Source organism: Dolichospermum sp. UHCC 0406 (assembly GCF_009712025.1).
In the GTDB taxonomy this organism is placed as follows: domain Bacteria; phylum Cyanobacteriota; class Cyanobacteriia; order Cyanobacteriales; family Nostocaceae; genus Dolichospermum; species Dolichospermum lemmermannii.
The window spans coordinates 304,766-331,639 of the sequence record NZ_VILA01000001.1 but is presented as its reverse complement, the minus strand read 5'-3'; the positions used below and the strand labels follow the sequence as shown (position 1 = coordinate 331,639).

The 26,874-nt window shown below is 38.0% G+C and carries 24 protein-coding genes and 1 tRNA gene; 14 read left to right on the top strand and 11 right to left on the bottom strand.

Features of this window, described 5'->3' with window-relative positions; translation table 11 throughout:
- Positions 1–17: 17 nt before the first annotated feature.
- Both psbC and psbD read right to left on the bottom strand, forming a co-directional pair.
- Positions 18–1,400, bottom strand: coding sequence for a photosystem II reaction center protein CP43 (gene psbC / locus FJR09_RS01550; protein ID WP_168652895.1), 1,383 nt, complete (start codon positions 1,398–1,400; stop codon positions 18–20).
- Positions 1,384–2,439 carry a photosystem II D2 protein (photosystem q(a) protein) gene (psbD, locus tag FJR09_RS01545; RefSeq protein ID WP_015080309.1) on the bottom strand — a complete coding sequence of 352 codons (1,056 nt, stop codon included), beginning with the start codon at positions 2,437–2,439 and terminating at the stop codon, positions 1,384–1,386. The genes psbC and psbD overlap by 17 nt, the downstream gene beginning before the upstream one ends.
- A 464-nt stretch (positions 2,440–2,903) precedes the next feature.
- Between psbD and FJR09_RS01540 the strand changes: the two genes are divergently transcribed.
- The 5 genes from FJR09_RS01540 (at position 2,904) to FJR09_RS01525 (ending at position 6,610) form a co-directional block, all read left to right on the top strand.
- The gene (locus tag FJR09_RS01540; protein ID WP_015080308.1) at positions 2,904–3,473 is read left to right on the top strand and encodes a photosystem I assembly protein Ycf4; all 570 of its coding nucleotides are present in this window, start codon (positions 2,904–2,906) and stop codon (positions 3,471–3,473) included.
- A 133-nt stretch (positions 3,474–3,606) separates the two neighbouring features.
- The gene (locus tag FJR09_RS01535) at positions 3,607–4,386 is read left to right on the top strand and encodes a peptidylprolyl isomerase (protein ID WP_168653261.1); all 780 of its coding nucleotides are present in this window, start codon (positions 3,607–3,609) and stop codon (positions 4,384–4,386) included.
- A gap of 12 nt (positions 4,387–4,398) precedes the next feature.
- Positions 4,399–4,530 carry a hypothetical protein gene (locus FJR09_RS25700; protein WP_256370230.1) on the top strand — a complete coding sequence of 44 codons (132 nt, stop codon included), beginning with the start codon at positions 4,399–4,401 and terminating at the stop codon, positions 4,528–4,530.
- Between the two features lie 112 nt (positions 4,531–4,642).
- Entirely contained in the window at positions 4,643–5,779 is a 1,137-nt protein-coding gene (locus FJR09_RS01530; RefSeq protein ID WP_168653260.1) for a beta-ketoacyl-ACP synthase, read from the top strand.
- A gap of 9 nt (positions 5,780–5,788) precedes the next feature.
- Entirely contained in the window at positions 5,789–6,610 is an 822-nt protein-coding gene (locus FJR09_RS01525) for a class I SAM-dependent methyltransferase (RefSeq protein WP_168653259.1), read from the top strand.
- Between the two features lie 178 nt (positions 6,611–6,788).
- Here the strand turns inward: FJR09_RS01525 and gcvH are convergent, their stop codons facing one another.
- Both gcvH and gcvT read right to left on the bottom strand, forming a co-directional pair.
- Entirely contained in the window at positions 6,789–7,178 is a 390-nt protein-coding gene (gene gcvH, locus FJR09_RS01520) for a glycine cleavage system protein GcvH (protein WP_015080301.1), read from the bottom strand.
- Between the two features lie 76 nt (positions 7,179–7,254).
- Complete coding sequence (gcvT, locus tag FJR09_RS01515) at positions 7,255–8,439, bottom strand: glycine cleavage system aminomethyltransferase GcvT (protein ID WP_168652315.1); 1,185 nt, start codon at positions 8,437–8,439, stop codon at positions 7,255–7,257.
- Positions 8,440–8,587: 148 nt separating this feature from the next.
- On the opposite strand from gcvT, the gene FJR09_RS01510 reads away from it, so the two are divergent.
- The 4 genes from FJR09_RS01510 (at position 8,588) to phnE (ending at position 12,251) form a co-directional block, all read left to right on the top strand.
- Entirely contained in the window at positions 8,588–9,085 is a 498-nt protein-coding gene (locus FJR09_RS01510) for a pentapeptide repeat-containing protein (RefSeq protein WP_015080299.1), read from the top strand.
- 491 nt (positions 9,086–9,576) lie between these two features.
- Positions 9,577–10,548: a phosphate/phosphite/phosphonate ABC transporter substrate-binding protein gene (locus FJR09_RS01505; RefSeq protein WP_168653258.1), complete on the top strand. Its 972-nt coding sequence runs from the start codon at positions 9,577–9,579 to the stop codon at positions 10,546–10,548.
- A gap of 98 nt (positions 10,549–10,646) precedes the next feature.
- A complete protein-coding gene (locus FJR09_RS01500) occupies positions 10,647–11,423 on the top strand; it encodes a phosphonate ABC transporter ATP-binding protein (protein ID WP_015080297.1) in 777 nt (258 codons plus the stop codon).
- 33 nt (positions 11,424–11,456) lie between these two features.
- Positions 11,457–12,251, top strand: coding sequence for a phosphonate ABC transporter, permease protein PhnE (gene phnE, locus FJR09_RS01495; RefSeq protein ID WP_015080296.1), 795 nt, complete (start codon positions 11,457–11,459; stop codon positions 12,249–12,251).
- Positions 12,252–12,345: 94 nt separating this feature from the next.
- Here phnE and FJR09_RS01490 read toward each other — a convergent pair whose 3' ends face one another.
- The 7 genes from FJR09_RS01490 to alr form a co-directional block, all read right to left on the bottom strand.
- Positions 12,346–13,155, bottom strand: a complete 810-nt coding sequence (locus FJR09_RS01490; RefSeq protein WP_168653257.1) for an alpha/beta fold hydrolase — start codon at positions 13,153–13,155, stop codon at positions 12,346–12,348.
- A 94-nt stretch (positions 13,156–13,249) separates the two neighbouring features.
- Entirely contained in the window at positions 13,250–13,717 is a 468-nt protein-coding gene (locus FJR09_RS01485) for an NUDIX hydrolase (RefSeq protein WP_174782899.1), read from the bottom strand.
- Positions 13,718–13,786: 69 nt separating this feature from the next.
- Positions 13,787–16,696, bottom strand: coding sequence for a response regulator (locus tag FJR09_RS01480; RefSeq protein WP_015080293.1), 2,910 nt, complete (start codon positions 16,694–16,696; stop codon positions 13,787–13,789).
- A 50-nt stretch (positions 16,697–16,746) separates the two neighbouring features.
- Complete coding sequence (locus FJR09_RS01475; RefSeq protein ID WP_015080292.1) at positions 16,747–19,371, bottom strand: methyl-accepting chemotaxis protein; 2,625 nt, start codon at positions 19,369–19,371, stop codon at positions 16,747–16,749.
- 60 nt (positions 19,372–19,431) lie between these two features.
- The gene (locus FJR09_RS01470) at positions 19,432–19,932 is read right to left on the bottom strand and encodes a chemotaxis protein CheW (protein ID WP_015080291.1); all 501 of its coding nucleotides are present in this window, start codon (positions 19,930–19,932) and stop codon (positions 19,432–19,434) included.
- Between the two features lie 181 nt (positions 19,933–20,113).
- Positions 20,114–20,195 (bottom strand) — tRNA-Leu (locus FJR09_RS01465).
- Positions 20,196–20,300: 105 nt separating this feature from the next.
- Positions 20,301–21,488: an alanine racemase gene (alr, locus tag FJR09_RS01460; protein WP_168632121.1), complete on the bottom strand. Its 1,188-nt coding sequence runs from the start codon at positions 21,486–21,488 to the stop codon at positions 20,301–20,303.
- Between the two features lie 379 nt (positions 21,489–21,867).
- Between alr and FJR09_RS01455 the strand changes: the two genes are divergently transcribed.
- From FJR09_RS01455 to sixA, 5 genes are all read left to right on the top strand, one after another.
- Positions 21,868–22,365, top strand: coding sequence for an HNH endonuclease (locus FJR09_RS01455; RefSeq protein WP_015080289.1), 498 nt, complete (start codon positions 21,868–21,870; stop codon positions 22,363–22,365).
- A 653-nt stretch (positions 22,366–23,018) separates the two neighbouring features.
- The gene (locus tag FJR09_RS01450) at positions 23,019–24,302 is read left to right on the top strand and encodes a bifunctional oligoribonuclease/PAP phosphatase NrnA (protein WP_015080288.1); all 1,284 of its coding nucleotides are present in this window, start codon (positions 23,019–23,021) and stop codon (positions 24,300–24,302) included.
- Between the two features lie 181 nt (positions 24,303–24,483).
- Positions 24,484–24,894, top strand: a complete 411-nt coding sequence (locus FJR09_RS01445) for a RusA family crossover junction endodeoxyribonuclease (protein ID WP_015080287.1) — start codon at positions 24,484–24,486, stop codon at positions 24,892–24,894.
- Positions 24,891–26,120 (top strand): hypothetical protein, encoded by a 1,230-nt coding sequence (locus FJR09_RS01440; protein WP_015080286.1) that lies wholly within the window; start codon positions 24,891–24,893, stop codon positions 26,118–26,120. Before FJR09_RS01445 ends, FJR09_RS01440 begins: the two co-directional genes overlap by 4 nt.
- Before the next feature lie 190 nt (positions 26,121–26,310).
- A complete protein-coding gene (gene sixA, locus FJR09_RS01435; RefSeq protein ID WP_015080285.1) occupies positions 26,311–26,805 on the top strand; it encodes a phosphohistidine phosphatase SixA in 495 nt (164 codons plus the stop codon).
- The last annotated feature ends 69 nt before the right edge of the window (positions 26,806–26,874 follow it).

The following is a 26,874-nucleotide window of genomic DNA, read 5'->3' as shown; positions in this document are numbered from 1 at the left end:
ATTAAGCTAAAAACAACCTAGTCGAGGTCAGGCATAAACATTACTGGTTCTGTTTCACGGTTAATACCCTTCTCAAAACCACCAGCAGCAGCCCGGGCGCGGCCTGCGTGCCATAAGTGACCAATCAGGAAGAAGAATCCTAAAACGAAGTGTGAAGTCGCCAACCAAGCGCGAGGAGACACATAGTTAAAGGAGTTAATTTCTGTAGCCACACCACCCACAGAGTTCAAAGAACCCAAAGGCGCGTGAGTCATGTATTCAGCAGCGCGACGAGCTTGCCAAGGCTGAATATCATTCTTGATTTTTTCCAAATCAAGACCGTTAGGTCCACGAAGAGGCTCTAACCAAGGACCACGAAAATCCCAGAAGCGCATGGTTTCACCACCGAAGATGATTTCACCAGTAGGAGAGCGCATCAAGTATTTACCTAGACCTGTAGGCCCTTGGGCAGAACCGACGTTAGCACCCAAGCGTTGGTCACGAATCAAGAAGGTTAAGGCTTGAGCTTGTGAAGCTTCCGCAGCCGTAGGACCATAGAATTCGCTAGGGTAAGCGGTGTTATTAAACCACACCATGACAGAGGCAATGAACCCCATCAAAGAAAGCGCACCTAAACTATAAGATAGGTAAGCTTCACCAGACCAAATGGAGGCCCGACGTGACCAAGCAAAAGGCTTGGTGAAGATGTGCCAAATACCACCGGCAATACAAGTGAAAGCAATCCAGATGTGACCGCCGATAATATCTTCCATGTTATCAACGCTAATAATCCAGCCTTCGCCACCGAAGGGAGCTTTAATTAAATAGCCAAAGATAACAGCGGGGTTGAGTGTGGGATTAGTAATCACACGCACATCACCACCACCTGGAGCCCAGGTATCATAAACTCCACCGAAGAACATAGCCTTCAGCACCAACAACAACGCACCACATCCTAAGATAATCAGGTGGAAGCCGATGATGTTGGTCATTTTGTTCTTGTCTTTCCAGTCATAACCAAAGAAAGCAGAATATTCTTCTAAGGTTTCCGGACCACGAACAGCATGATAAATACCGCCAAAGCCTAGAACTGCGGAGGAAATCAGGTGAAGTACACCGACAACAAAGTAGGGGAATGTATCAAAAACTTCACCACCTGCACCAACGCCCCAACCAAGTGTGGCGAGGTGAGGAAGCAGAATCAAGCCTTGTTCATACATAGGCTTCTCTGGGACGAAGTGAGAGACTTCAAACAAAGTCATTGCTCCAGCCCAGAAGACGATTAAACCAGCATGGGCTACGTGAGCGCCAAGTAGTTTACCAGATAAATTGATTAAACGGGCGTTGCCAGACCACCAAGCGAAGCCGCTGGATTCTTGGTCGCGTCCACCACTAATAACTCTATTAGAGAGCGTTACCACGTGGGAGTACCTCCTCTGGGAATACGAACTGTTCGTGGGGTTGATCTTGAGGAGCCATCCAAGCGCGGATACCCTCGTTTAGTAAAATGTTTTTGGTATAGAAAGTTTCAAACTCTGGGTCTTCGGCTGCCCGTAATTCTTGGGAAACGAAGTCATAAGCCCGGAGGTTTAATGCTAAACCAACGATACCAATGGAACTCATCCACAAGCCTGTCACAGGGACAAACAACATGAAGAAGTGTAACCAACGTTTGTTGGAGAAAGCAACTCCGAAAATTTGTGACCAGAAACGGTTTGCTGTCACCATGGAGTAGGTTTCTTCAGCTTGGGTGGGGTTGAAGGCGCGGAAGGTATTTGATCCTTCACCATCTTCAAATAGGGTGTTTTCTACTGTCGCACCATGAATGGCACAAAGTAAAGCTCCACCTAAGATTCCCGCTACACCCATCATGTGGAAGGGGTTGAGTGTCCAGTTGTGGAAACCTTGTAGGAATAGGAGGAAACGGAAAATTGCGGCTACTCCAAAGCTAGGTGCAAAGAACCAGCTAGATTGCCCTAAAGGATACATCAGGAACACGCTGACGAATACGGCGATAGGACCGGAGAAAGCAAGAGCGTTATAAGGACGCAGACCGACGAGACGGGCGACTTCAAATTGGCGTAACATGAAGCCAATCAAACCGAATGCGCCATGTAGGGCTACGAAAGGCCACAAACCACCGAGTTGAATCCAACGGGTGAAGTCACCTTGAGCTTCAGGACCCCACAGGAACAACAGGGAATGCCCCATGCTGTTGGCTGGTGTGGATACTGCTACTGTTAGAAAGTTAGCTCCTTCTAAGTAAGAAGATGCTAGTCCGTGGGTGTACCAGGAAGTGACGAATGTTGTACCGGTCAGCCAACCGCCTAATGCGAGGAAGGCACAGGGGAATAATAATATTCCTGACCAACCTACGAATACAAAGCGATCGCGCTTTAGCCAGTCGTCTAGTACGTCAAACCACCCTCTACTGGGGGCGCGTCCAACTGCGATGGTCATTTAACTAAAATCCTCGTTTTTTACTAAAATTGCCCCGTTTTTTTAAGCAGTGTTTCCACAGTTTTACTGATTTATATCATCTGCCGTGAGGAATTCAACGTTTTTTTTACAAACCCAGCAGCCTTGCAGAAGCTAAGATTGTGAGAACTGACTACTTGACAAAGTAATCATTTCTCGATCGGCTACCGTTAACTAGCAATCTAGATTGTGGTAACGCAATGATTCTTAACTTATCACATTCCTCAGAGTTTGGGCTGGATATGGAACAGGAAGTTAAATATTTTCTATCCATATCAGAATTTTAACAATTGGACATAGGTTTTCTCAGAAATCTTCCTAGGGGCGCTGGCCCTGCGGCCTAAAATCCTTCAAGTTCAGGATAAAATTTCTGCTCAATTCTTTGATAACTTGCAATCCAGACTGCTTCAGTGGCAGACTTGAGAAAGATAGTCCAAGGCAGTTTAATGACCGTATCAACAACAATTAACAAAAGCGAGAACCTCCTCTCTCAAAAGGTTCTTGGTTCACGTCGGTTTAGTAACTACTGGTGGGCAAGCATTGTAACTATGGGAGCCAGTGGTTTTTTCTTAGCTGGTATCTCTAGTTATCTCAAAGTTAATTTACTCATAGTTACTGATGCAACACAACTAATATTTGTCCCTCAAGGATTGGTGATGGGACTATATGGTTCTGCTGGCTTGCTATTAGCTACATATCTGTGGCTCGTGGTGCTGTGGGATTTAGGCGGCGGTTATAATGAGTTCAATCGGGAAACGGGGACATTAAAAATCTTTCGTTGGGGGTTTCCAGGGAAAAACCGTCAAATCCAAATTGACGGCAGGATTGCAGATGTACAATCTGTCAGGATTGTGATTAAAGAAGGTCTGAATCCTCAACGTGCTTTGTATCTTAGGGTTAAGGGTAGAAGAGATATTCCCCTCACACGAGTAGGTCAACCGTTATCTTTGGCAGATTTGGAAACCCAAGGTGCGGAATTAGCTCGTTTTTTAGGAGTATCTTTAGAAGGACTCTAGGAATTTTGGATTGGTGAACAATAAGATCCATAACATAAGATCCCCGACTTCTTAGAGAAGTCGGGGATCTGGGGATCTAAGGAATAATTGGCCAGAAAAGATGAAGATATTTTGTTTAATGCAGTCACTAACAATGCGGTTAAAATTTCCACAATTTTTTGTAGTTCTGTTGATGATTGGCTCTTTGACTTTGGGAGGATGTACTGGTAGTACAACATCTTCTAATTCATCCCCAACGGCAACGACTACCAGTGCTACTACTAGCGCACAAACAGTATCAGAAACTGTTAGTGAGAGTATTCCTGGAACCAAAGGTTTACCACGCCTTGAGGGTAAAGCTACGGTGGTGATGACGGTGAGGCGTGGAGAAGTAGTTAACCCCCAATCAATTACAATTGAAATAGATGGCACAAATGCACCAATTACTGCGGGTAATTTTGTGGATTTGGTTCAAAAAGGCGTTTATGACGGTTTAGCATTCCATCGTGTTGTCCGTGAACCTCAACCTTTTGTGGTTCAAGGTGGAGATCCCCAAGGTAAAGATCCGAAATTTCCCGAAAATAGACTGGGAACAGGTGGTTTTATTGATCCTAAAACTGGGAATGAGCGCCGGATACCGTTAGAAATTAAACCAAAAGGCGCAAAAGAGCCTATTTACAGTAAAACAATTACTGAGAAGCCTGTGTTACAGCATAAGCAAGGGGCGATCGCTATGGCTAGATCACAACCAACTGATTCTGCTTCTGCTCAATTTTACTTTGCTTTAGCAGATTTATCGTTCTTGGATGGTAACTATGCGGTGTTTGGTAATGTTACCAAAGGTTTTGAGGTAGTGAACAAAATTGAGCAAGGCGATCGCATTGTATCGGCAAAAGTTACTCAAGGCGCGGAAAATCTAAAAACTGCTCCATAGTTTAGTTGTCAGTTGTCAGTAGGGGCGAAGCATTTGGAAGATAAATTATCGGTCATTGCCAAAAATAGTTCTCCAAATGCTTCGCCCGTACAGTTGTCAGTGGTCAGTGGTCAGTTGTCAGTGGTCAAAATAATTGATAACTAGCCTAAAGTTGTTTCGTAATTTTACAAGTATTCTTACTCCTGACTCCTGACTCCTGACTCCTGACTCCTGACTTCTGACTCCTTCTTCATGTATTTTTATATAAAATCTAAAATTGGTTAGAGTTGTTGTGACTGGGATTGGTTTAGTTTCCGCTTTAGGTAAAAGCTTGGAGGGTAGTTGGCGAGATTTACTATTAGGAAAAACGGGAATTAAATTACATCAACTATTTCCAGAATTGGGAATAATTCCTCTGGGATTAATTGCTGAAAAACCCTCTTTATTAAATACACTCACGGAAATAGTTGTTAACTCAGCTTTACAAGATGCTCAATTAATAACGCCTTTACCTGATTGCGCGGTGGTAATTGGTTCTAGTCGGAGTTATCAAGCATCTTGGGAGATCATGGCGCGACAGATGTATCAGGAAGAGGCAGAATTAAACTTAGATAATTGGTTAAATACTTTACCTCAGATGAATGCGATCGCTGTAGCGCGACAAATTGGGGCAACAGCAGCAGTTTTAGCCCCAATGGCGGCTTGTGCAACGGGAATTTGGGCGATCGCTCAAGCTACAATGTTGATCAAAACTGGGCAATACCAACGAGCAATTACAGGAGCAATAGAAGCACCCATAACCCCCCTGACAATTGCCGGATTTAGGCAAATGGGGGCTTTAGCCAAAACAGGAGCTTATCCCTTTGATTTGCAGCGAGAAGGCTTGGTACTAGGTGAAGGTGGTGCTGTTTTGATTCTCGAATCTGCGGAATTAGCCACCCAAAGACAAGCCAAGATTTATGGAGAAATACTAGGTTTTGGCTTGACAGCAGACGCATATCATGGAAATTCACCAGAACCATCAGGTAAAAGTGCAATCATGGCAATTAAACAATGTTTAGAACGTAGTCACATTTCACCCACAGACATAGACTACATTCACACTCATGGTACAGCTACCCAGTTAAATGACCGCATTGAAAGTAAAATTATTCAACACTTGTTTTCACCAAAATTAGCGATTAGCTCCACAAAAGGTAGCACAGGTCATACATTAGGAGCATCTGGAGCTTTAGGTGTAGCATTTTCACTCATGGCATTGCAAAACCAAATTTTACCTCCCTGTGTAGGACTTCAGCAACCAGAATTTAATTTAAATTTCATCACATCAGCACAAGAAAGTAAAATTCAGCAAGTGCTATGTTTTAGCTTTGGCTTTGGGGGACAAAATGCCGTGATAGCTTTGGGAAATTAAGGATTAATTATGAAAGAACTGGAACTACTAAAAAACTTATATTCTCAAGATTTAGAAACTAGAAAAAACTGGTATTCTCATGTAGCAGAAGTCTATAATAAATTCAGACCTCGCTATCCACAAGAAATTATTAATGGTGCTGTAGAAGTAGCTCAACTTTCCACCAAAGCCAATATTCTAGAATTAGGTTGTGGACCGGGAAATGCAACTTTAGCATTTGCTCAATTAGGTTTTTCTATGATTTGTTTAGAACCAAGTTTAGCAGCTTGTAATTTGGCAAAACAAAATTGTGTAATCTATCCACAGGTGGAAATTCAGCAAACAACCTTTGAAGAATGGGAACTAGAAACCGGAAAATTTGATGCTGTTTTAGCAGCAACTTCTTACCATTGGATTAATCCTGAATTTGGTAATAGCAAAATTTCTCAAGCTTTACGGAATCATGGTAATTTAATTTTGCTGTGGAATATGACACCGCAACCAGAATATGAAATATATCAAAATTTTCGGGAAATTTATCAAAAGTATGCTCCACTTTTAGACAGATATGAAGATATAGAAACTCAAAAAGAGATAGTGCAAGCTTTAGGACAAAAAGCCATTGATTCAGGTAAATTCAAAAATTTAGTTTCCGAACAAGTTGTCTGTAGAGTTAATTATTATATGGATGACTTTTTACTGCTTTTAAGCACCTATACACAATACCTAAAACTAGATATAGAAACCAGAACTTGTTTATTTACAGCATTACGAAAAAAGATCGAAGATCATTATGGAGGAAATATCCAAATTACCTATATCTCAGCTTTTCAAGTTGCGAAAAAAGCCTAAGCAGACTGTAGCTAAAAACCTAAATTTAAATGCAATTGCCAGAATTCACAATCCAAAATCTAAACCAAAAAATGGCTACCACCACACTGCGCTATCAAGTGAATTCTGACTCCTGCTATATGTAGAGAGGTTACTGGGAAACATCTCTACATTTTGAGTAATATGAATGTTAAATTATTTACTCACCTTCTACCAAAGCGCGATATTTATCTGCTGTCATAGCGTCTTCTATTTCAGCAGCATCATTAATACGCACTTTAATTAACCAACCTTCTCCATAGGGATCTTCTGCTATATCTTCAGGAGAGTCAATTACAGCTTGATTCCGTTCTATGACAGTACCGCTGATTGGTGAATTCAGGTGTTCTACGGCTTTTACTGATTCAATTGTACCAAATTGGTCATTTAGAGTGATAACATCATTAATTTCTGGCAGTTCCAAAAAAACAATATCACCTAATTGATCAACAGCAAATTCGGAAATACCGATAGTAGCAATGTCGCCATCTAGACGAAAATATTCATGGGAATCTAAGTATCGCAAATCTTGGGGATATTCAAAAGACATATCACGTTCTCTGTTAAAAAAATAGTGTTACAACAGTAACCTAAACAACATTATTCCTCAAAAACCGCAAAGATTATCAGTTAGGAACACGATTCTTTGAGCGATAAAATGGGCGTTTTACAACTACCGCAGGATAAGCCTTGCCGCGAATTTCCACATCTAGCTGCTGCTTGAGGGTTGCTAACTGGGTGGGAACATAAGCTAAGGCTATGGGATAACCAAGCGTAGGTGAGAGAGTACCACTTGTTACTTCTCCTACGACCTGATCTGATGATAATACGGGGTAGCCGTGGCGGGCAATATTTCGTCCTTGTGTTTGCAAACCTATGAGTTTACGGGACATTCCTTGGGCTTTCTGCTGTATTAAAACTTCCCGACCAATGAAATCACCTTTAGTATCTAAATGTACTAACCAACCCAAACCAGCTTCTAGCGGTGTGGTGGTATCATCAATATCTTGCCCATAAAGTGCCATTGCCGCTTCTAAACGCAATGTATCTCTACAACCAAGTCCGCAAGGCACAACACCAAGATCATATAAACTCTGCCACAAATCTATACCCACTGATGAATCTACCATCACCTCAAAACCATCTTCGCCAGTGTACCCTGTCCGGGCGAGGAATGCGTGTTTTCCAAAAATGGTTGTTTCTAAATGCCCAAAAGCCTTAATAGGTGATAAGTCTGCTGAAATTAAGGATTGCAGCGAATGAGTAGCTGTTGGGCCTTGAACAGCAATTAAGATTTTATCCTGTGACAGGTCTTGAAATTTAACTACATCAAGATCAAGATGTGCCAATAGCCATTGTTTGTCTTTGTCGGTAGTTGAGGCGTTAACAATGATGACTAAATTTTGCTTACCAGCACTGTCTGTATCCTGGTAATAAATAATGATGTCGTCAATGATTCCGCCCTGGGGGTTAAGTAAGACGGTATATTGCGCTTGTCCAGGCTGTAAACGACTTAAATCGGAAGGAACTAAATACTCAAGTTGGGAAATCAGGTTTTTACCTTGGAGGGTAAATTTGCCCATGTGAGAAATATCGAACATTCCCGCAGTATTTCTGACAGCGTGGTGTTCTTGGGTGATACCGCTGTATTGTATGGGCATTTCCCAGCCCCCAAAGCTGGTGAATCTGGCTTTGAGTTCTACACCCATTTGATATAAAGGGGTTCGCGTCAGAGATTGGGAGGCAGCGCGGTCTTGAGGGTTTCCTCCATGAGCGACTGCCGACAGGGGAGTATTTTCTTGATTAGCCACAGGTGGTTATTTATATTTACTTGGGATAGCACCTCAACATTTATCTATCCTACGGGATTGCTGGTAATTTAGCAGAGAATTACTTCTGCATCCTTCCTGCGGTTTAATGATTAATAGTGGAATTGTTGAGATTTATTAAGCAAAGATTATGAAGTATCGCTCAATATTAGCTAGTCTGATTTTAGCCTTAGTGTTGTTTGTGTTTCCCTTATCAGCGCAAGCTGCAAGCTCTTCGAGTGTAACTAATTCTCTTACTAACAAGGGAGTCGGGGGGAAGGATTTTTCTGGACAAAGTTTAATTGGGATTGAGTTTACAAGTGTGAAATTAGAGAATACTAATTTTAACAATGCTGATTTACGTGGTGCTGTATTTAACGGTACTTTACTGGATACTGTGAATTTTCACGGTGTAGATTTTAGTCAAGGTATTGCTTATTTATCAAGATTCAAAAATTCTGATTTAAGTGATGCAGTTTTTACAGAAGCCATGATGTTGCGTTCCACTTTTGATCAGGTTGATGTTACTGGTGCTGATTTTACCAATGCAATTCTAGATATGATACAGATAAAAAAAATCTGTATTAATGCCAGTGGTGTAAATTCTAAAACAGGTGTAGATACTCGTGCATCTTTAGGATGTAAGTAAAACCCCAGGGTTATGAATTTTAGTCTCACGCAAAGGCGCAAAGGCGCAAAGGTAAGAGCTTTAAAGGTTAAAGGTTTGAAAAAGCCTTGATTCGTAGGTTGGGTTGAACAAAGACCAAACCCAACTTCAGGCACTAAGTAGGTGAACAGAATAAAACCAATCTGTGTAAAGAAACGTAAAATCGCCCAAAATCTCTTCACCCTTGCCTCTTGTCTAGTGCCATAACGACAATTTTCAATGCTAACCTACTTAAAACCAAAAAATGCGTTGGGTTGCGCTGTCGCTTAACCCAACCTACGAACAATGGCGAAGATATTAATATTCAGTGCATTTTTAATAGAATTGGTATAAAAATCCGATAAAAAGATTTTTAACACTGTTATGAATAATTCTTTTTTTTGTTTATTGACTTTTATTGTTAAAAAGGCTAAGGTTTTTTATGGCAATAATTGCAAGTAATTCGCAAAAATACTCTAATTGGAGTTAAAAAAATGACAATAAATAAAAAGGGATTTTGGGGGATTAGTGGAGGGCTGTTAGCTTTGACGGGAATGGCTTTGAGTGGTTTGGGTTCTATGCAAATAGCCATAGCTAACCCCTTAAAAAATCAACCAGCACCACGCTTAGTTGCTCAGAAAATGAACCCTTTAACTATAGTTTTTCCTAGTCGTTCTGATTCCACAGACTTGCAAAATAAAGCTAATAATGTGGCTGCTTTTTTATCTCAGGAGTTAGGGATACCTGTTAAAGCGCAAGTAGGTGATGAGACAGCCGCAGTAGAAGCTTTAAGAGCAAATCGGGCTGATGTAGCGTTTTTAAGTAGCCGTCCGGCTTTAAAGGCTGAACAATTAGCAAATTCTCGGTTATATTTGGCTGAAGTTCGCAAAAATTACTCTGGTAGGTATACTTATAATTCTATTTTTGTTGTTCCCAATAATAGCCAATTAAAAAGTAAAAATTCTCCGAAAGCAACTTTAGAACAACTCAGAGGAAAAACTATTGCTTTTACTTCTCCAACATCTGGTTCTGGGTTTCTTTTTCCTGTAAGTGAGCTAGTTAAACAGGGTTTTGTCCCTAACCGCGATCGCTTGGATAGCTTCTTTGGTAAAGTTAGTTATGGTGGAAATTATAGTAAAGCCTTAGATGCTGTAGTTAGAGGTCAAGCAGATGTAGCGGTAGTCTCAGAATATGCTCTTTTCCCTCCCTATTTGGCGGCTGAGAATAGAGATAAAGTCAGGATATTACATAAAATTTCTGGTGTTCCGGCTCATGGTATTGCGATTGATGATGATGTCCCAGTTATCATTAGAGAAAAGCTAATTAATGCTTTATTAAAGTTAAACAAATCCGAAAACAATCAATTACTAAGCAGTTTATATAATTCCACAGAATTGGTAAGAGTTGATCATAATCGTCATCTTCAACCAGTGCGGGAAGCCCTGAAAAATGCGGGGATGGAATAATCTTTAAAGGTCAGCATTCAGAATTAGGAATATTGGGAATAAAATTCTTAATTCTGACAAAATTATCATTTTCTGATGAAATTTTCACAAAACTAACCATGACTCCTTTCTCTGAAGTAATTACAAATTATCATTTATCTAAAAGTAACGTGAATTTTATTGAATGTTGTCATTTAGAAACAGATTATATTGCATCTCTACACCGGCCCATTTTAAATAATATCAATTGCCAAATTAATCAAGGTGAATTTGTCGTATTGTTAGGATTGAATGGGGCAGGTAAATCAACATTATTGAAATCACTTGTGGGTTTAGTTCCCTTAGTTAAGGGAGAAATTACAATTAATGGTGTTTCTGTGGGTGATCAAAACTTACCGCAAATTCGTCGAGATGTGGGAATGTTATTTCAAGGAGGGGGATTAATTCGTCAATTATCAGCAATTGATAATGTTTTATCTGGAAAATTGGGAGTGAGAAAGACGAGACAAACTTTATGGGGATTTCCGCAATGCGATCGCACATTAGCCTTAGAATTATTAATACAATTAGGTTTAAGAGAACAAATATATCAAAAAACTAGTCAATTGAGTGGTGGACAACAACAAAAAGTAGCAATTGCTAGAGCATTAATGCAATCTCCACAAATACTTTTAGCCGATGAACCCACCACAGGTTTAGATGTGGTAGCCTCACAACAAGTCATGACAACTTTATCAGAATTGCATCAACAAGGATTAACTATTATTACCGTTTTACATGATTTAGCACTAGCTACAGAATACGCTCAAAGGGCGATAATTCTAGATAGTGGAAAAGTAGTTTATGATGGTAAATGTGAAAATTTACAAGCGCAATTTTCATCACATATCATTTAAGAAAGTTGAATTTATATTTAGTTATTAAAAACAATGAAAAAAATTTCTAATTCACAAATTTTTCATCGTTATCCTTGGCTTATTCCCTCACTTGTATTTCTATTGATGATAGGAGTTTACATTTGGGCATTACAAGGATTACAAGTTGATCTTAAATTATTAAGAGATAGTTGGCCTTTTATTACAGATTTTATTTCACGATTATTTCCTCCCAACTTACAAGTTTTAGATATTGCTATTAAAGGATTAATTGAAACCGTGCAAATGTCTGTCTGGGGAACATCCCTAGGTGCAGTTTTATCATTACCAATTGCCATAGCCAGTTCTAATAATATCGCCCCTTTATGGCTAAGATGGATAGCAAACCTACTGCAAAATGCTGTTCGTTCCGTACCTTCAATGATCTTAGGTTTAATCTTTGTTGCTGCTACAGGCTTAGGCGCACCTGCTGGAACATTGGCATTGTCAATATATACTATTGGTTATCTTGCTAAATTTTATCAACAAGCAATAGAATCTGTAGATCATCGTTCCTTAGAATCTTTACAGGTAATTGGGGCATCGAAAATACAAATTGTCCAGTATGGGATATTACCCCAAATATTACCTTTAGGATTAGGTTACACCCTGTGGATGTTTGAATATAATATTCGTGCTGCTTCGGTTTTAGGAGTAGTTGGTGCTGGGGGAATAGGGTTTCAATTAAAAAGCTATATAGATGGTTTTGAATATACCAAAGCCACAACCATGATGTTAGTGCTATTAGTAGTAGTCACAGTTATTGATTGGTTTAGTAGTAAGTTACGCCGATATTTAGAGTCAATCTAGTCTTAATCTCAATGATCACTTTCCTAGATTTAAGACTATTCTTTCTTCTTCTTTCTTCTTCTTCCTCCTGACTCGGTGACTCGGTGACTCCTGACTACTTATTAATAAAATCCCAAATAGCTTCAGCAACAACCCCAGCACAAGTTTCTGGTAAATTACTTTCCCCATGAGGAATATTATGTAACTGAACTTGAGGAATTAATCGAGCATAAGTATTACTTTTTGATATAGCAGTTTTTGTATCTTGACTACCTTGTAAAATCAAACAGGGAACTTTAATTTCTGGTAAGTGGTTTTCTAATAATTCTGCTTCTATTTCTGGTTTCTTGCGGTTAAAAAGTAATTGACAAGCCGTAGAGGATTGTAATAATTCTCTTCTTAATTCTAAATCTTTAACAATTCTTTCTTCCCAACCAATCAATCTCATCAGCGGCAGAATGAAGCGTAAAAATTTAATTATCAATGGTGAACAGTTAAATAACCGCCGTCTTTTTTGCCATTCCTTTTTTTGTCCTTTTGCTGCGACACCCTCCGGTGCTAACAATATTAAACCAGATATTTGCTCTGGATATTTTAAAGCATAACTAGCCGCAATCCAACCACCAAGAGAATTACCAACTAAATAGACTTTTTCTAATTTCAAGGCTTCTAAAAAATCAGCTAAACACTCGACTTGCAAATCTATAGAATGGTGAATATTAGGATTTGCTGATTCACCAAAACCTAGCAAATCTGGTGAGAAGCAATGGATATTTTTAGCCAATAGTTCCATTGTCGATACCCATTCGCTGCCATCATTCCATGCACCATGTAGAAAAATCATGGGTATTCCTGTACCAACTTCACGCCAAAACAGTACCCCTTGACTAAGTTTGATTCGGGAGTTACGAAATAAAAGATTCATTTTAATTTACTAATTTAGTTGTCTAAGTTGGGCAATTTTTAATTATAGACTTTGGATTTAATTTTCAAACCCAAAATCTTTCATCTTTGATATTTTATGCAAGTGTTGTTAAGCCATTTAAATAGTCTTGCAACTGACGAAAATGATCATGAGACATATCTGGTTTTGGTAAAGAACTAGGAGGAAAAGCTTGAATTTCCATGACTTCTAAGGAATCTGTTATTGCCATTTTTCCCTGAACTTCGACTTCAACAGTAATACAGATAGAATGAATCCGAGGATCACGATTTGGTGAAGAGTAAACTCCCACTAAACGGCGAATTGTGACCACTTCTAGCCCTGTTTCCTCCATCAATTCCCGACGGACTGCATGAGGAACATCTTCTCCCCAATCCACCATACCACCAGGCAATGACCAACGACCATCATCCTTTCTTCTAATGAGAACAATCTGACCATCAGGTAAAATGGGGATAATACTTGTACCAGTAATGGGGTGGCGGAATATAATACCCAGTACCGTTTGTCCAAAGTGCCATAAACCCCGTGTGGACTGAATCATTGGTTTAAAAACAGCCAAGATTTTCAAATTTAAAATTGCTTTATTGTATTTTATATATTTTTAATTCAATCATGTTGTTTCTGCAATCTGGAAAATTATTTCTTCTAATGTCCTTAATAATTCTTGCTCATTATATGGTTTGGAAAAATAGGCTTTTGCCCCTAATTGCATAGCTAACTGACGATGTTTACTACTACTACGGGAAGTTAACATGGCTACAGGAATATTTCTTAACTCTGTATTGTTATTAATCCGCTCTAAAAAGCTATAACCATCAATACGGGGCATTTCAATATCACAAATTACCGCTTGCACTTGTAAACCACTTTCCAGCTTTTCTAAAGCTTCTTGACCATCTTTAGCTTGTTCTACTTGATACCCACCTTTTTCGAGAGTTAGGGCGAGGTAACGGCGGACATTAATGGAATCATCAACAATTAAAATTACCCCTTTTTGGCGACTAGGTTGTTTGACAGTTGCTACTTTTGGCGGTTTGAGGAATGCAGTTTGTAATCTAGTTGTTGGTAATTTATTACTGATATGGGGACGTTCACCTGTTGTAATCCATAAGACTAAATCATTAGTATTAATCAGGGGAACTACTCGACCATCACCAAGAATTGTACAGTTATTAAACCCACTGGGAAGGGGAATATTACCTTCTACTTGACGAATAGCTACCTCTTGCTCACCCCAGCAGCGTTCTACTTGAACTGCGACCTGTTGATGATCATGTTTGACTATCAATACACTTATAGCATTAATGATCGGCAAAGTTTCTAATTCCAGGTTATTGTAGCGGGAGCAGTTAAACTCAAAGTAACTATTTAGACGCAGCAATGGTAATTGATGGTTTTGCCAGTTAATAAATTCTTTGCCGTCTAGGAAGAAGATTTGCTCCTGTTCTAGGAGGAAAATTTCCTCGATTACGTCTGTAAAAAATGCTAACACTAAGCGATCGCTCTCAACCAATAAAACCCGCGCGACTGACAAGGTAAATGGGACTGATAAAGTAAATTTCGTCCCCACTCCGGCTTGGGTGTCAACATTCACATCTCCTCGCGCTAATTTCAGGTTATTACGGACTACATCCATGCCTACTCCCCGACCAGATAAAGCTGTTACCTGTTCCGAGGTGCTAAATCCTGGTTCAAAAATCAATGATAGTAGTTCTTCATCACTAGCGCTCGCCAATAAAGAATCATCCAAACCCATTTTTAAAGCGCGGTGACGAATTTTTTCTAAAGAAATACCTTGACCATCATCACGAATAGTAATAATTGTGCGATTACTATGATAAACTGCCTTCATTTCAATTAACCCTTGTTCGGGTTTTCCTTGAGTTCTACGAGTAGTAGGATCTTCAATTCCATGATCAAAAGCATTGCGTAACAGGTGCATTAAAGGCTCATTTAAAGCCTCTAAAATACCTCTTTCAATTAAAGTATTTCCACCTTCAATTTTCAACTGCACATTTTTTCCATATTCAACATTTAAATCTCTAATAGCTCTAGGAAAACGTTCCACTAAATCAGAAAAAGGACGCATTCTCACCTGAGTTAATTGTCTTTGCAATTGTTTAGAAGTTTTATTCAGTTTTCGCGCTATTTGGTCTGTATCATCCACACTTAATTGGATATCACTGGTAACTTCTGCAACTTGAACAATAGTTTCCATGACATTTTGAGATAAAAGATTCAATTTTTGATAGCTATCTTGTTCTATAAAATTGTTTTCTGTTCCTTGATTACCATGATTAGTTGATTCTTCTACCAGATGATTATGGGTTATCATTTTTGCATAAGCTGTTCGCAGTTCTTGATTTTCTTGATCAAGAATTTGGACTCTTTGACTAAGATTACGCACCAATTTACGTAATCTTTCCATTTGCACATTTAACCCATTACGTTGAATAATTACTTCTCCAAACAAATCATTAATTTTCTCTAAATGTTTACTAGGAACTCTAACTGTATTTTCCTGATTTTCTCTTTCTTTGGGAAATAAATGAATATCAGTTTTGCGTTCGGTATATTTGTAATCTATTGGCAGATTCTCTGAAGCCAATCCGCTATCAGCACTAACAAAATCAGCACTTTCTGGAGATAATTCGACATTTTCTAATAATTGAAAATCAGAAATAGCTGATTTATTTAATAAATAATCCTGTTTATTTAATGGCTCAGAAAGATTATGATTAATAACTTCACCAAAATCAATTTTTGTTGGTAAATTACCTCGAAGATTGCTTAATACTAAAGTTTGAGATTGTCGCCATGCTTTTAATGCTAAATCAGCAATTTCCACAGCACTATCAGGATCAGTTTCTAAGTAATGACTAACTGATTGACATAGTTGGGTAAATGCCGTTAATTGCAGCATTTCTCCTAACCCACCTAACTCAGTTGCCATCATTACTAACTCTGCTCTTAATCCCGATTTGTTACTATTTTTTAATCTAGCTTCTAGGTGTTGTAAATACTCTTCAACTTCAGTTTCAAATAATAAAGAAATAATTTCTGGATCATCTTCTGATGATAGTAAAGTTGTGATATCTTCTGGGGTAGGTTCACCTAAACGCTCATAAAGTTCGTCAAAAATTGGGTAACAAAATTTTCCTAACCAACTATCATCTAAATCATTACCCTTGGCCAGTAATTCCACAATCTGTCGCAGCCAATCAACACTAGATAGTAATAAACTTTGTAAATGAGTATCAAGTTCCAAGGAATCTTTCTGAGTCTTTAAAACTTTAAAAGCATCTTCCAATTTATGAGCTAAATCACTTAATACCCGAAATCCCATCATAGCTGCTCCACCTTTAATAGAATGGGCGGCTCGCATAGCAGCATTAATATGTTCTAGTTCGATGCGTTTACTGGTGTCAATTTCCAGTAATATTCCTTCTAAAGTATTGAGATAATCAGTTGCTTCTTCCAGAAATTGGATCTGGATTTCTAATTCTTTATCTTTCGTCATTAGTCATTAGTCCTTAGTCATTAGTTATTAATTCAGAACAAATGAGAATATTAATTAGGTGGAAAAGTCTCAATAGTATCTTTTAACTCCTGAGAAATATCTACTACTTTTTGTAAAGATTGGGAAACCTCAAGAGAATTATCACTATTACGGGCTGATATAATAGTAATGTCCTTAATAGTTTGACTAACAATTTGTGATGTTTGGACTTGAGATGTAGTAGAAATCAAAATTGACTGAACTAAGGTATTTATTTGCTGTGATCCATCAACAATTTGTTGTAAACTATGTTTGGCATCTTCGATAATATGGCTACTTTGGGTAACTTGATTAGTTCCCATGATCATCGTTTTTAATACTTCACCAGTTTCTCGTTGAATTTTCTCAATTATTTCCTCAATTTCTTGAGTTGCGGCTACACTTCTGGCGGCTAATTCTCCTACTTCTTCAGCTACTACCGCAAACCCTTGACCCTCTTCCCCGGCTCTTGCAGCTTCAATTCCGGCATTAATTGCTAATAGATTAGTTTGCATAGCAATTTGATTAATTACAGAAACTACACGGGAAATTTGTTGGGAAGATTCTCCTAACCGTCTGACTTTTTTAGCTATTTCATCAACTGTTTCTTGGACAGAGAAAATATTTTGCAATGTTAAATCTATCGCTGCTTCAGTTTTAGTAGCCCTATGGTTAACATCATTAACAATGGTAACAGCTTGTTGTGCTATATCAGCTATAGATTGAATAGCAATAGTCATATTGTCAATGGTTTCTAAGCTTAGGTGTATTTTTTCAGGTTCGATAATTGCTTCTGTTGTGAATTTTTCCAAATAAATATTTACTTCACCAATAGCTTGTTGAATTTGATTGACAATTTGCTGAATACTATTCTGAAAATTCTGGAGTTCTGAAGTGTCTTGATTAGTGTTTGTCTGACTATGTGCTTTTAATCTTTTTATCTCTACTAGTAAATGGGATTGTTCTAAAGCATAGCCAATTTGTGTGGCAATTTGGGTCAAAAAATTAATTTCTTCAGATTGCCAAATATGAGAATTATGGCAATGATGAGCAATCAAAAATCCTTGAATTTCTCCATGACTTAAAATTGGTGCTGTTAAACTGCTTTGCACAGAAAATTTCTTTAACCACTCGATATAACTACTCGTTAAACTTGACTCTTTTTCAATATTTGATATTGCCTCAAATTGACTATTTTTACCAAGTTCTCGCCAGTGGGAATCATTGTTATATACACCGAGCATTTTTTGGTAATCATCAATTACTGATTCAGCAATTACCTTAACAGCTTGGGTTTTTCGATGCAGTTTATAAACGATGACTCTGTCTGTTTTTAGAACTTGACTAACTTCGGAAATGGCAGTTTGATAAATAACCTCAGACTGAAGATTTAGACGAATTTTTCTAGTAATTTCTAGGAGTAATTTTAGCCATTCAATTTCTTTTTCTTGTTCCTCTTCTTTATTAAATACATCTAAATGTATTTGCTCTTGAATTTCCTTAGAGGATGTTATAGATGTACTAGAAATTTTAGAATTAATCCACTGACTTAACCAAGCTATAAACAACGTCATCAATAATGCAATTAATGGTGTTGTACTAGCAATTAATATCAAAAATTCCCTCTGCGGCTTAAAGGCAATTGCTGCATCTTTCGCCACAAGTAACTGCCAATTCATATCCGGTAAACCTGATAATATTGGCAATGGTACATAACTAATTAGTTGCTGCTTTTGATTATTTTTGGACTTGGCTGTAAATGTATCAATATTTTTCGCATTCAAAACATTAGTTAAACTAGGATATATACCTATCAACTTCTCACCAAATAAATTTTGATCGGAACTAATTAAAATTCTTCCTGTTCCATCTAAAAAATAATATTGATTAGTCTCATCTATATAACCTTTTATTACTGTTTCTAAAGCCTTTACAGGCATACGGGTTCTGACTATACCAATAGTATTACCCCGCACTGGATCTTTAATTGGTGCAGCTATATAAATTACTGCGCCTATATTTTTAACTATTTCTGCTTGACTAATAATAGGAGTATTTTGTTTGATTACTTCTTGAAAATAGATCCGTTGTTTTTCGGAAATTAAAGATTCTCCGGCTGATTGAATAATCACTTTTCCATTAAGATCAAATACAGCGACACTATCATAAACCTTAACAGTTTTCATCAAGCGATCCCAGGATGCTTGTGTTTCTATATTAATGATGCTGACATCAACTTTACTTGTTTTGCTAGATTTTTCTGATCCGGCCTTGTTTCCGGAATTAGGAGGACTTAAAAAAGATATACCAGATAATACTTGAATATCTCCATAACGTTGTCCAATAAAATTATTAACTTTATCACTCAAGTTAATTGCTTTAGTTTCTTGGGATGTAATAATTTGCTTTGTAATTAATTTGCTCCCAAAAAGATAAGCGATCGCCCCAATTCCCAAAACTGGTAAAGTACCAATAGCTATGGATAAAATTATAGCTTTTGTACTCAATTTAAATTGTCGCAAATATCCTATTCCCTGATGCCACACCCTATTATAACTAGAATTTTCTCCTCTAACATCAACAACTTTTGCTGAAGAAATTAAAGATGGGTTATTTTGAGAATTGCCACTTTGTTTGATATCAGTTTTATTCAACATATATTCCTCATACCACATCTATAAAATAAAAAAACTACCCCTTTTTCCGAGTATTAATTATTAGTTAATACCAAGAATATCTGAACGTAAAATATGCACTGCATCTAATACCAATAAAATTTCTTCCTGTTGCACCACACAACCACACAAGTAAGGTACTAAACTAGATGCTACTTGTCCTACGGGAGAACGAATATCATCAGCAATAAATTTAGTTGTGCCTTTAATCTCTTGAACAACTAAACCCAAGATCATTGATTCTATTTGAATAACAATGATATTATACTGACGCAACCGATGATCAAGACATTCTAAATTAAACATCTTAGGTAAATCAACTACCCAAATTATATGACTGCGCCAATTCATCAATCCTAATATACAAGCGGGCATATTCGGAATAGCTGTAACCGATGTCACAGGCACAACAACTGCTTCTTGAGTATGAGCAATGGATAAAACAGCACCAGTTTGTTGATTAAGTTGAAATTTAAGATAGCCATTTTCTCGGCTGTTGTATACGGCTGCTTGATGATTAAAGTCAATGTGTAATTTTTTCATGGGCGACTATTATGAACATTAATTTATGGGGTTATATAGCAATACCTTTGCTGTTTTTTTTGTAAAATATATGTCTAAAATCACTCTGCTATGTTTTGATCAATGAGTATAATATACAGAAAAAAGCACTATCAGGATTTAATTTTCCTGAGTGCTTTTAACTTGGCTATTTATTTAAAAGTGCGGATAAAAGGACTTGAACCTTCACTCCTTTCGGAACTAGAACCTAAATCTAGCGCGTCTGCCAATTTCGCCATATCCGCATCAATACCTTACCTTAGCACAATAAAATATTTATGGCAATAGGTAAAAATACAAAATTTAAAATCAGGGTATGGGGTATTGCTGATTTCCATAACCCCAAGCCTTTAGATCACAGCTACACGAGGTAGACGGTGCTTGAAGCCGCAAAGAATTTCCCAAGAGATGGTATTGAGGCAATTTGCCCAATCATCAGCGGATATTTGTTCTTTTCCCTGTTCTCCTAGCAAAGTGACGATTTCCCCTTCTTGCAAATCGGGGATGGAACTCACATCTAACATAATTTGATCCATGGTAATTGCGCCAATTTGTGGCACACGCTGTCCACGGATTAACACCTGCATTTGGTTAGAAAGATGACGAGGAACTCCATCTGCATAACCAATGCCAACTACAGCCAGACGCATTTCTTGAGGAGCAATAAAATGATGACCATAACTAACTCCAGTTCCTGCGGCTATGGTTTTAACTTGGGTAACTCTAGCTTTGAGTTGTAAAACGGGTTGCAGTTTGATGTGATTTTGTAAGTGATTAGCAGGATAAAGCCCATAAATGGCTAAACCTACCCGCACCATATCATAGTGTAATCTTGAATCTGCCAGGGTAGCGGCTGAGTTGGCTAAATGTAAACTGGGAATTGTGATCCCTTTAGCTTTGATGTGGGCGATCGCCTCTTCAAATCTGCTATGCTGTTCCATCATCACCGTAGCGTCGGGACTATCTGCTGTTGCTAAGTGAGAATAAATACTGGCAATATCTAAATGGGGTAATCCTTGTACCAACTGCACAAACTCCGCCGCCTGTTGCCAATTAGTGCCTAATCTAGACATTCCCGTATCTAATTTGATATGTACAGATAAAGAAGAATTATAGTTAATAGTTTCTAATGTGTTGGAAAATTCTAAAGCTTGCTTAGGACTACACAGTGTGGGCTGAAGTTGCCAATGAGCGATCGCCTGAATTTGCTCTGGCGTGTTGGTTGCCCCTAAAATTAAAATCGGGGCTTTAATGCCATCTTCCCGCAATTGAATACCTTCAGGAACAGTCGCCACACCTAACCAACCAGCACCCGCTTCTAAGGCAGTTTTAGCAACTGCTACCGCCCCATGTCCATAGGCATCCGCTTTAACAACTGCCATTAATTGGGTGCGTGGTGATAAAAACTTGACCAACTGCTTGACATTATCAGACAACGCCCCTAAATCAATTTCTACCCAAGCCCGCTGAGAAAACCAAGCATAAGTATCACATTCCTGATTGTCAGCAAAAATCGGGGTTTGCTTGCGACTTAACATTGCACTTCACTCCTATCACACCACCGAAAAGCTTCTCACATCCCCTAGAAGCTATATCACTTTAATCAGGAAGTTTAACTTTGATCCGGTAATTTACACAAGATAGTAGCACGAGCAATATTATTAGTGTGTCTGAATACTCAATAATTCCAAAAATTATTGGAAGATAGTTCTTCCTTATCAGTTTCATCATAACAAATTTAAAATCAAATGTCAACCCCTAAATCCTCTTTTATGGCGATTTTAGGTAAATAAGATCCCGGACTTCTTTAAGAAGTCCGGGATCTGAGTCAAGGACAAAAGTATAAATTATTCTCATATCCCCAGCGGAGTATATTTGTGTTAATATGTGTAAAACTAATACCTTGAGCGCAGATTCATGAGGAAGGTTTTAGTCCTGAACGCCTCTTACGAACCGCTCAACATCACCAGTTGGCGACGTGCCACCGTGTTGTTGATTAAAGGCAAAGCTGAACGCTTAGAATACAACGGTAAATTCCTTTACTCGGATTTTCCCATGCCGACCGTGATCCGGTTGCGCCATTATGTCCGCGTTCCTTATATGGAAATTCCTCTCACTCGGCGAAATATCCTGCATCGTGATAGCCATACCTGTCAATACTGTGGTCACACAGGGGACGGGTTAACTCTAGATCATGTGATACCGAGATCACGAGGAGGTGGAGATACCTGGGAGAATATTACTACTGCTTGTGTACGCTGCAATATCAAAAAAGGCTGTCGTACACCTCAAGAAGCCCGAATGCCTTTGCGTAATTTACCCCGTCAACCTTACAGTAGTCTCTACTTTGAGGTAACGAAGCATCTGAAAAGTGGACTTCACCAGGAGTGGCAAAAGTATGTCATAGGTCTTTGACATTACCCAAAATTAACTACAAAAGTTCAGGTCAAAATTTACCTGTAGATGTATTCGTTTGACTAAATAAAGTCAATGATAGTGACTACAAGTAGGGGTTTCACTGGCTTTTGATTAGTGTTTACTACAGCTTATGGCAAGTTTCCACTAAGCTGATATTTTCATGTCCGCAGCATCAAACAACCTTAATTTCCAGAACTAGCGTTTTGTCCTTTAAAAAACGATATATAGATAGATTTTGTTCTTAACTGATAATTTGTTACAATTATAAGTGGATGACTTGCCAGCTAGAAATTGAGATGTCAATTTGCACACGGAATGTCCAAGATAACACAAGTCAAATAAATATTCAAGATAATTATCAAATTTTTTTCATAAAAATCTGCATATTTGTTTAGACAAAGCCACAAATTATGAGGTTTTATATAACCCAAGAGGTAAAGCGTACCTCATTTTCAGCATCTCTGTAGCACTTGAGGTAGATGTAATAGATCCTTGACTCATGCTATTGACAAAAATAAACCGCCCGACAAAGTGCCAAGACAATTAATTTTAGATTTTTGCCAAGTCTCCTGTAGCTTTACAAGCGCATTATTGCTTGGATTATGCCTGAATGGATACCCCCCTTTCCCCGCTTAAAAATACAGTTACTTATGTACGTGAATTATCCGGCTTCTCAATTTGAGAGTTTATCATTGACCACAGATCCGCATCCAGAGGAAATAGAGAAAGAGAAGGAGAAAGAGCTAATTGAGCTTCCAACTTTAACCCGAACTTCCTTATCATCCTCTAATGGTGATGGAGGTATCTATTTAGTTCAGCGTGGCAATTCTCTAGCATCTCAAAAATCAGAAGAGTTACAGAAAACGCTGCTTGCACATCGCCATGAACGTCAATTAGTGATTTTACAGGATTTTCCCGATCCTGATGCTCTTTCTTGTGCTTGGTCTTACCAACTAATTGCCCAACAGTATGATATTAAGTGTGATATTGTTTACGCGGGAACTTTAAGCCATCAGGAAAATATTGCTTTAGTTAAGCTAACTAATTTACCTGCTCAACGCTGGACGATGCAAACTTTAAAAAATAAAGATTTGTCGTCCTATCAAGGGTTTGTGTTAATTGACAACCAGGGAACTACATCTCAATTATTACCAGCAATCCAACAAGCAGGAATTCCCCTGATAGTGCTGGTGGATCATCATAGTTTACAAGGGGAACTCAAGTCAGAATTTGTTGATGTTCGTCCTTATGTACGAGCTACAGCCACAATTTTTACTCAATACTTACAAGCAGGATTATTAACTTTAGATAACAGCATTAGCCAGCACGTTAAATGTGCTACAGCTTTAATGCACGGTTTGCGCTCAGATACAAATCGGTTGATGCAAGCCCAAGAAGAAGATTTTATGGCTGCTGGGTATTTGAGTAGGTTTTATGATGCTCAGTTACTAAATGCTATTTTGCAAGCAAATCGTTCTAAGCGGGTGATGGATGTGATCGAGCGATCGCTTAAAAACCGCATCGTTCAAAATAACTTTTCCATAGCTGGTGTTGGTTACTTGCGCTATGATGACCGGGATGCAATTCCCCAAGCGGCTGATTTTCTGGTGACGGAAGAAAATGTGCATACCGCAGTAGTTTATGGAATCGTTCATGATGAAGATGACGAACTAGAAGTGGTGATAGGATCTCTGAGAACCACAAAACTTACTTTAGATCCTGATGAATTTATTAAAGAAGCCTTTGGACAGGATAGCACTGGGCGATTTTTTGGTGGTGGAAGAACGGGTGCGGGAGGCTTTGAAATTCCCATGGGTTTCTTATCTGGTGGTAATGAAAATTCGGCTTATGCCAAAATCAAATGGGAAGTTTTCGACGCACAAATCAAACAAAAATTATTGAGATTGGTGAATCCTAGAGATAATCCAATTTAGTCTTAAACCGGATTAAAAGACTTGATTGATTTAGGGTTTAGCAGTGCTGAACCCATGCAAATGAATTTAGCTTTTGCTGTCAAAGAAGCAGGTATAAATTTGGTACAATTTAGAAATATATCCAAGATTTGTTGAAGGTGCTTATAAGTTTGTTAAGTTATAATCAAGAGATGCACTGGGAATGCCAATAATACCTTTTGAATTTCTCATTTCCAGACGGCCTGTTTCATTACAAGCAAAACCAAAAGGACTGAATGAATGGAAAAATTTTGTTCGTTCTGAAGCCGAAAAGTTTTGGAAAGGTGACAGTCCAATTAAAGTATCTTATCTACAGCTTACGCTAGTTTACATTTGTAGTGATGATTCTCCACCTGATACTGATAACATTATCAAACCAATACAGGATGCACTTATAGGCTTAGTTTATGAAGATGATAATTTAGTATTAGATGTAGATAGTCATCGTCGGTTTATGTCAGATCCGATTGATATAACAAATTTACCTTTATTATTGCGGGAAGGTGCCATCATTGGCGAAGAGTGTGTTTATGTCAAAGTAAGTGAATCTCAACCATTGGAACAATACTTATGATAGACAATACTAAAAGTTTACGTGATGATAAAGTTGAATCTTTGATCAAAAAGTATCGTGATGAAGGATTTACAGTTATACAAAACCCGAAGGCGGATCAATTACCCTTTGATTTGGATAACTATCAACCCGATATTCTTGCTACTAAGAATCAAAATGAATCTGGTTTAATAATTGAAGTAAAAACCAGCATTAGTCCAGTTTCAGTTGAGCGTTTACAATCTGTAGCGGAAGAAATTAGTAGACATCCGGGCTGGCGTTTTTTATTGGTAACACTTGAAGATATAGAAGCCGAATCATTACCTGGAACATCGGAAGAACTACCTTCCTGGGAAGAACTAATCAACTATTTTAGTCAAGTTAGCAAGCTTATTGAAAATAATAATATTGAACCTGCTTTTCTTTTTCTCTGGAGTGTTTTTGAGGGAGCATTAAGAAAAAGAGCAGTTGATGTATCAATTCCTGTTGAACGTTTACCAGTCATAAGATTGCTAAAAACAATGTACTCTTTGGGAGAGTTATCAATTTCTGAATTTGATATTATTCAAGCTTATTTTGAAAAGCGCAATCGTCTAGCTCATGGATATATTCAAAAGCTAGATTCGGAGGTTTTACCTACGTTTATAATGTTGGTTGTTAACTTATTGATAGAATGGACTTCTAATATATCTGAGAAAATAGCAGTTCTACAGGTTTCCAGGCAAATTATGGACAGTATGACAAAAAATAATCAGGAAAACACAGCACAAACGAATCAAGAAATTCAAGAAATAGCAGTTTCTGAGTTACATAATCACCCAAGAGAAAAAGAAATATTGGCAAAGATTAAGCACGCAGTGGAAAAAGAAGAAGGAGGAAATAATTTTTTCAATGAACTTCAACACTTATCTGATGAGTATTACGATACTTCTACTGAATCTAAAAATCAACAGGTAAACAAAAATGAAATAATTTTAGATGATAACGCACAAATAGCACTTGATGCTTTACCAACTCAAGAGAAAGAAAAGATTAGTTATGCTATTAGTTGTCTAGAAAACTTTCCTGATTGTTCAGAAATTGAAGTTTCTCAACTGAATTCAAGCTCAGATAATGATTTTATTGCCAAGGTAGGCATATATCGAATCATTTTTGAAGTTCAACCTAAAAAAGTAACTATTATTGATATAGTTAATTACAAACGGATTCAAATGTTATATGGATTATTAGAAAAGGCTAAAGTATGAAAAATCTAGATTCTTTATCACGAAAAACCTATATTTGTAGGGGTTTAGAACTGCTAAACCCTTACCCACACAATCAAATAATTAAGCCGTGTTGAGTATAAACTACTGATTCCTGCATTCTTCTTTGCGCCTTTGCTTCTTTGCGTCTTTGCGCGAAACAAAAATAATATAAAAACGCCCAACTAAAAACATGGAACTATACTTAATCCGTCATGGTATCGCCGAAGAACATCAACCTACACTAAAAGATGAAGAACGACAACTCACCCCAGAAGGAAGACAAAAAACCGAGAAAATAGCTCAAAAATTACTAAAGCTAGAATTACACTTTGATCTAATTCTCACCAGTCCCCTAGTCCGTGCTTACCAAACAGCAGAAATACTCATTGCTGCTGGACTGAGTTCCCAGTTAGAAGCATCAGATCATCTTAGCTTTGATGGTAATATTCAAAATTGGCTACAAGAATGGCTTCAACCTAGAAATTATCCCCAAAAAACCCGACTAGGATTAGTAGGCCATGAGCCTAATTTAAGCCATTGGGCAGAAATTCTCCTGTGGGGAGAAGCAAAAGAGAGCCTCATCCTCAAAAAAGCAGGTATGATGGGAATAAAACTACCAGATGATGGTTCAGCTTGGGGTCGTAGTCAAATGTTTTGGTTGACACCACCCAAGTACCTGCTGTAATAGTTGTTACATCTGCAACTTTTGTGGTGAAAATAGTCTCTGGTGAGTTAGCGTGAGCAGATATTTTAC

Coding starts and splice junctions, on each gene's coding strand:
- psbD (WP_015080309.1), bottom strand. CDS start 2,439: ATGACCATCGCAGTTGGACGCGCCCCCAGTAGAGGGTGGTTTGACGTA.
- FJR09_RS01540 (WP_015080308.1), top strand. CDS start 2,904: ATGACCGTATCAACAACAATTAACAAAAGCGAGAACCTCCTCTCTCAA.
- FJR09_RS01535 (WP_168653261.1), top strand. CDS start 3,607: ATGCGGTTAAAATTTCCACAATTTTTTGTAGTTCTGTTGATGATTGGC.
- FJR09_RS01525 (WP_168653259.1), top strand. CDS start 5,789: ATGAAAGAACTGGAACTACTAAAAAACTTATATTCTCAAGATTTAGAA.
- gcvH (WP_015080301.1), bottom strand. CDS start 7,178: ATGTCTTTTGAATATCCCCAAGATTTGCGATACTTAGATTCCCATGAA.
- FJR09_RS01510 (WP_015080299.1), top strand. CDS start 8,588: ATGAAGTATCGCTCAATATTAGCTAGTCTGATTTTAGCCTTAGTGTTG.
- FJR09_RS01505 (WP_168653258.1), top strand. CDS start 9,577: ATGACAATAAATAAAAAGGGATTTTGGGGGATTAGTGGAGGGCTGTTA.
- FJR09_RS01500 (WP_015080297.1), top strand. CDS start 10,647: ATGACTCCTTTCTCTGAAGTAATTACAAATTATCATTTATCTAAAAGT.
- phnE (WP_015080296.1), top strand. CDS start 11,457: ATGAAAAAAATTTCTAATTCACAAATTTTTCATCGTTATCCTTGGCTT.
- FJR09_RS01490 (WP_168653257.1), bottom strand. CDS start 13,155: ATGAATCTTTTATTTCGTAACTCCCGAATCAAACTTAGTCAAGGGGTA.
- FJR09_RS01485 (WP_174782899.1), bottom strand. CDS start 13,717: ATGATTCAGTCCACACGGGGTTTATGGCACTTTGGACAAACGGTACTG.
- FJR09_RS01480 (WP_015080293.1), bottom strand. CDS start 16,696: ATGACGAAAGATAAAGAATTAGAAATCCAGATCCAATTTCTGGAAGAA.
- FJR09_RS01475 (WP_015080292.1), bottom strand. CDS start 19,371: ATGTTGAATAAAACTGATATCAAACAAAGTGGCAATTCTCAAAATAAC.
- FJR09_RS01470 (WP_015080291.1), bottom strand. CDS start 19,932: ATGAAAAAATTACACATTGACTTTAATCATCAAGCAGCCGTATACAAC.
- alr (WP_168632121.1), bottom strand. CDS start 21,488: ATGTTAAGTCGCAAGCAAACCCCGATTTTTGCTGACAATCAGGAATGT.
- FJR09_RS01455 (WP_015080289.1), top strand. CDS start 21,868: ATGAGGAAGGTTTTAGTCCTGAACGCCTCTTACGAACCGCTCAACATC.
- FJR09_RS01450 (WP_015080288.1), top strand. CDS start 23,019: ATGTACGTGAATTATCCGGCTTCTCAATTTGAGAGTTTATCATTGACC.
- FJR09_RS01445 (WP_015080287.1), top strand. CDS start 24,484: ATGCCAATAATACCTTTTGAATTTCTCATTTCCAGACGGCCTGTTTCA.
- FJR09_RS01440 (WP_015080286.1), top strand. CDS start 24,891: ATGATAGACAATACTAAAAGTTTACGTGATGATAAAGTTGAATCTTTG.
- sixA (WP_015080285.1), top strand. CDS start 26,311: ATGGAACTATACTTAATCCGTCATGGTATCGCCGAAGAACATCAACCT.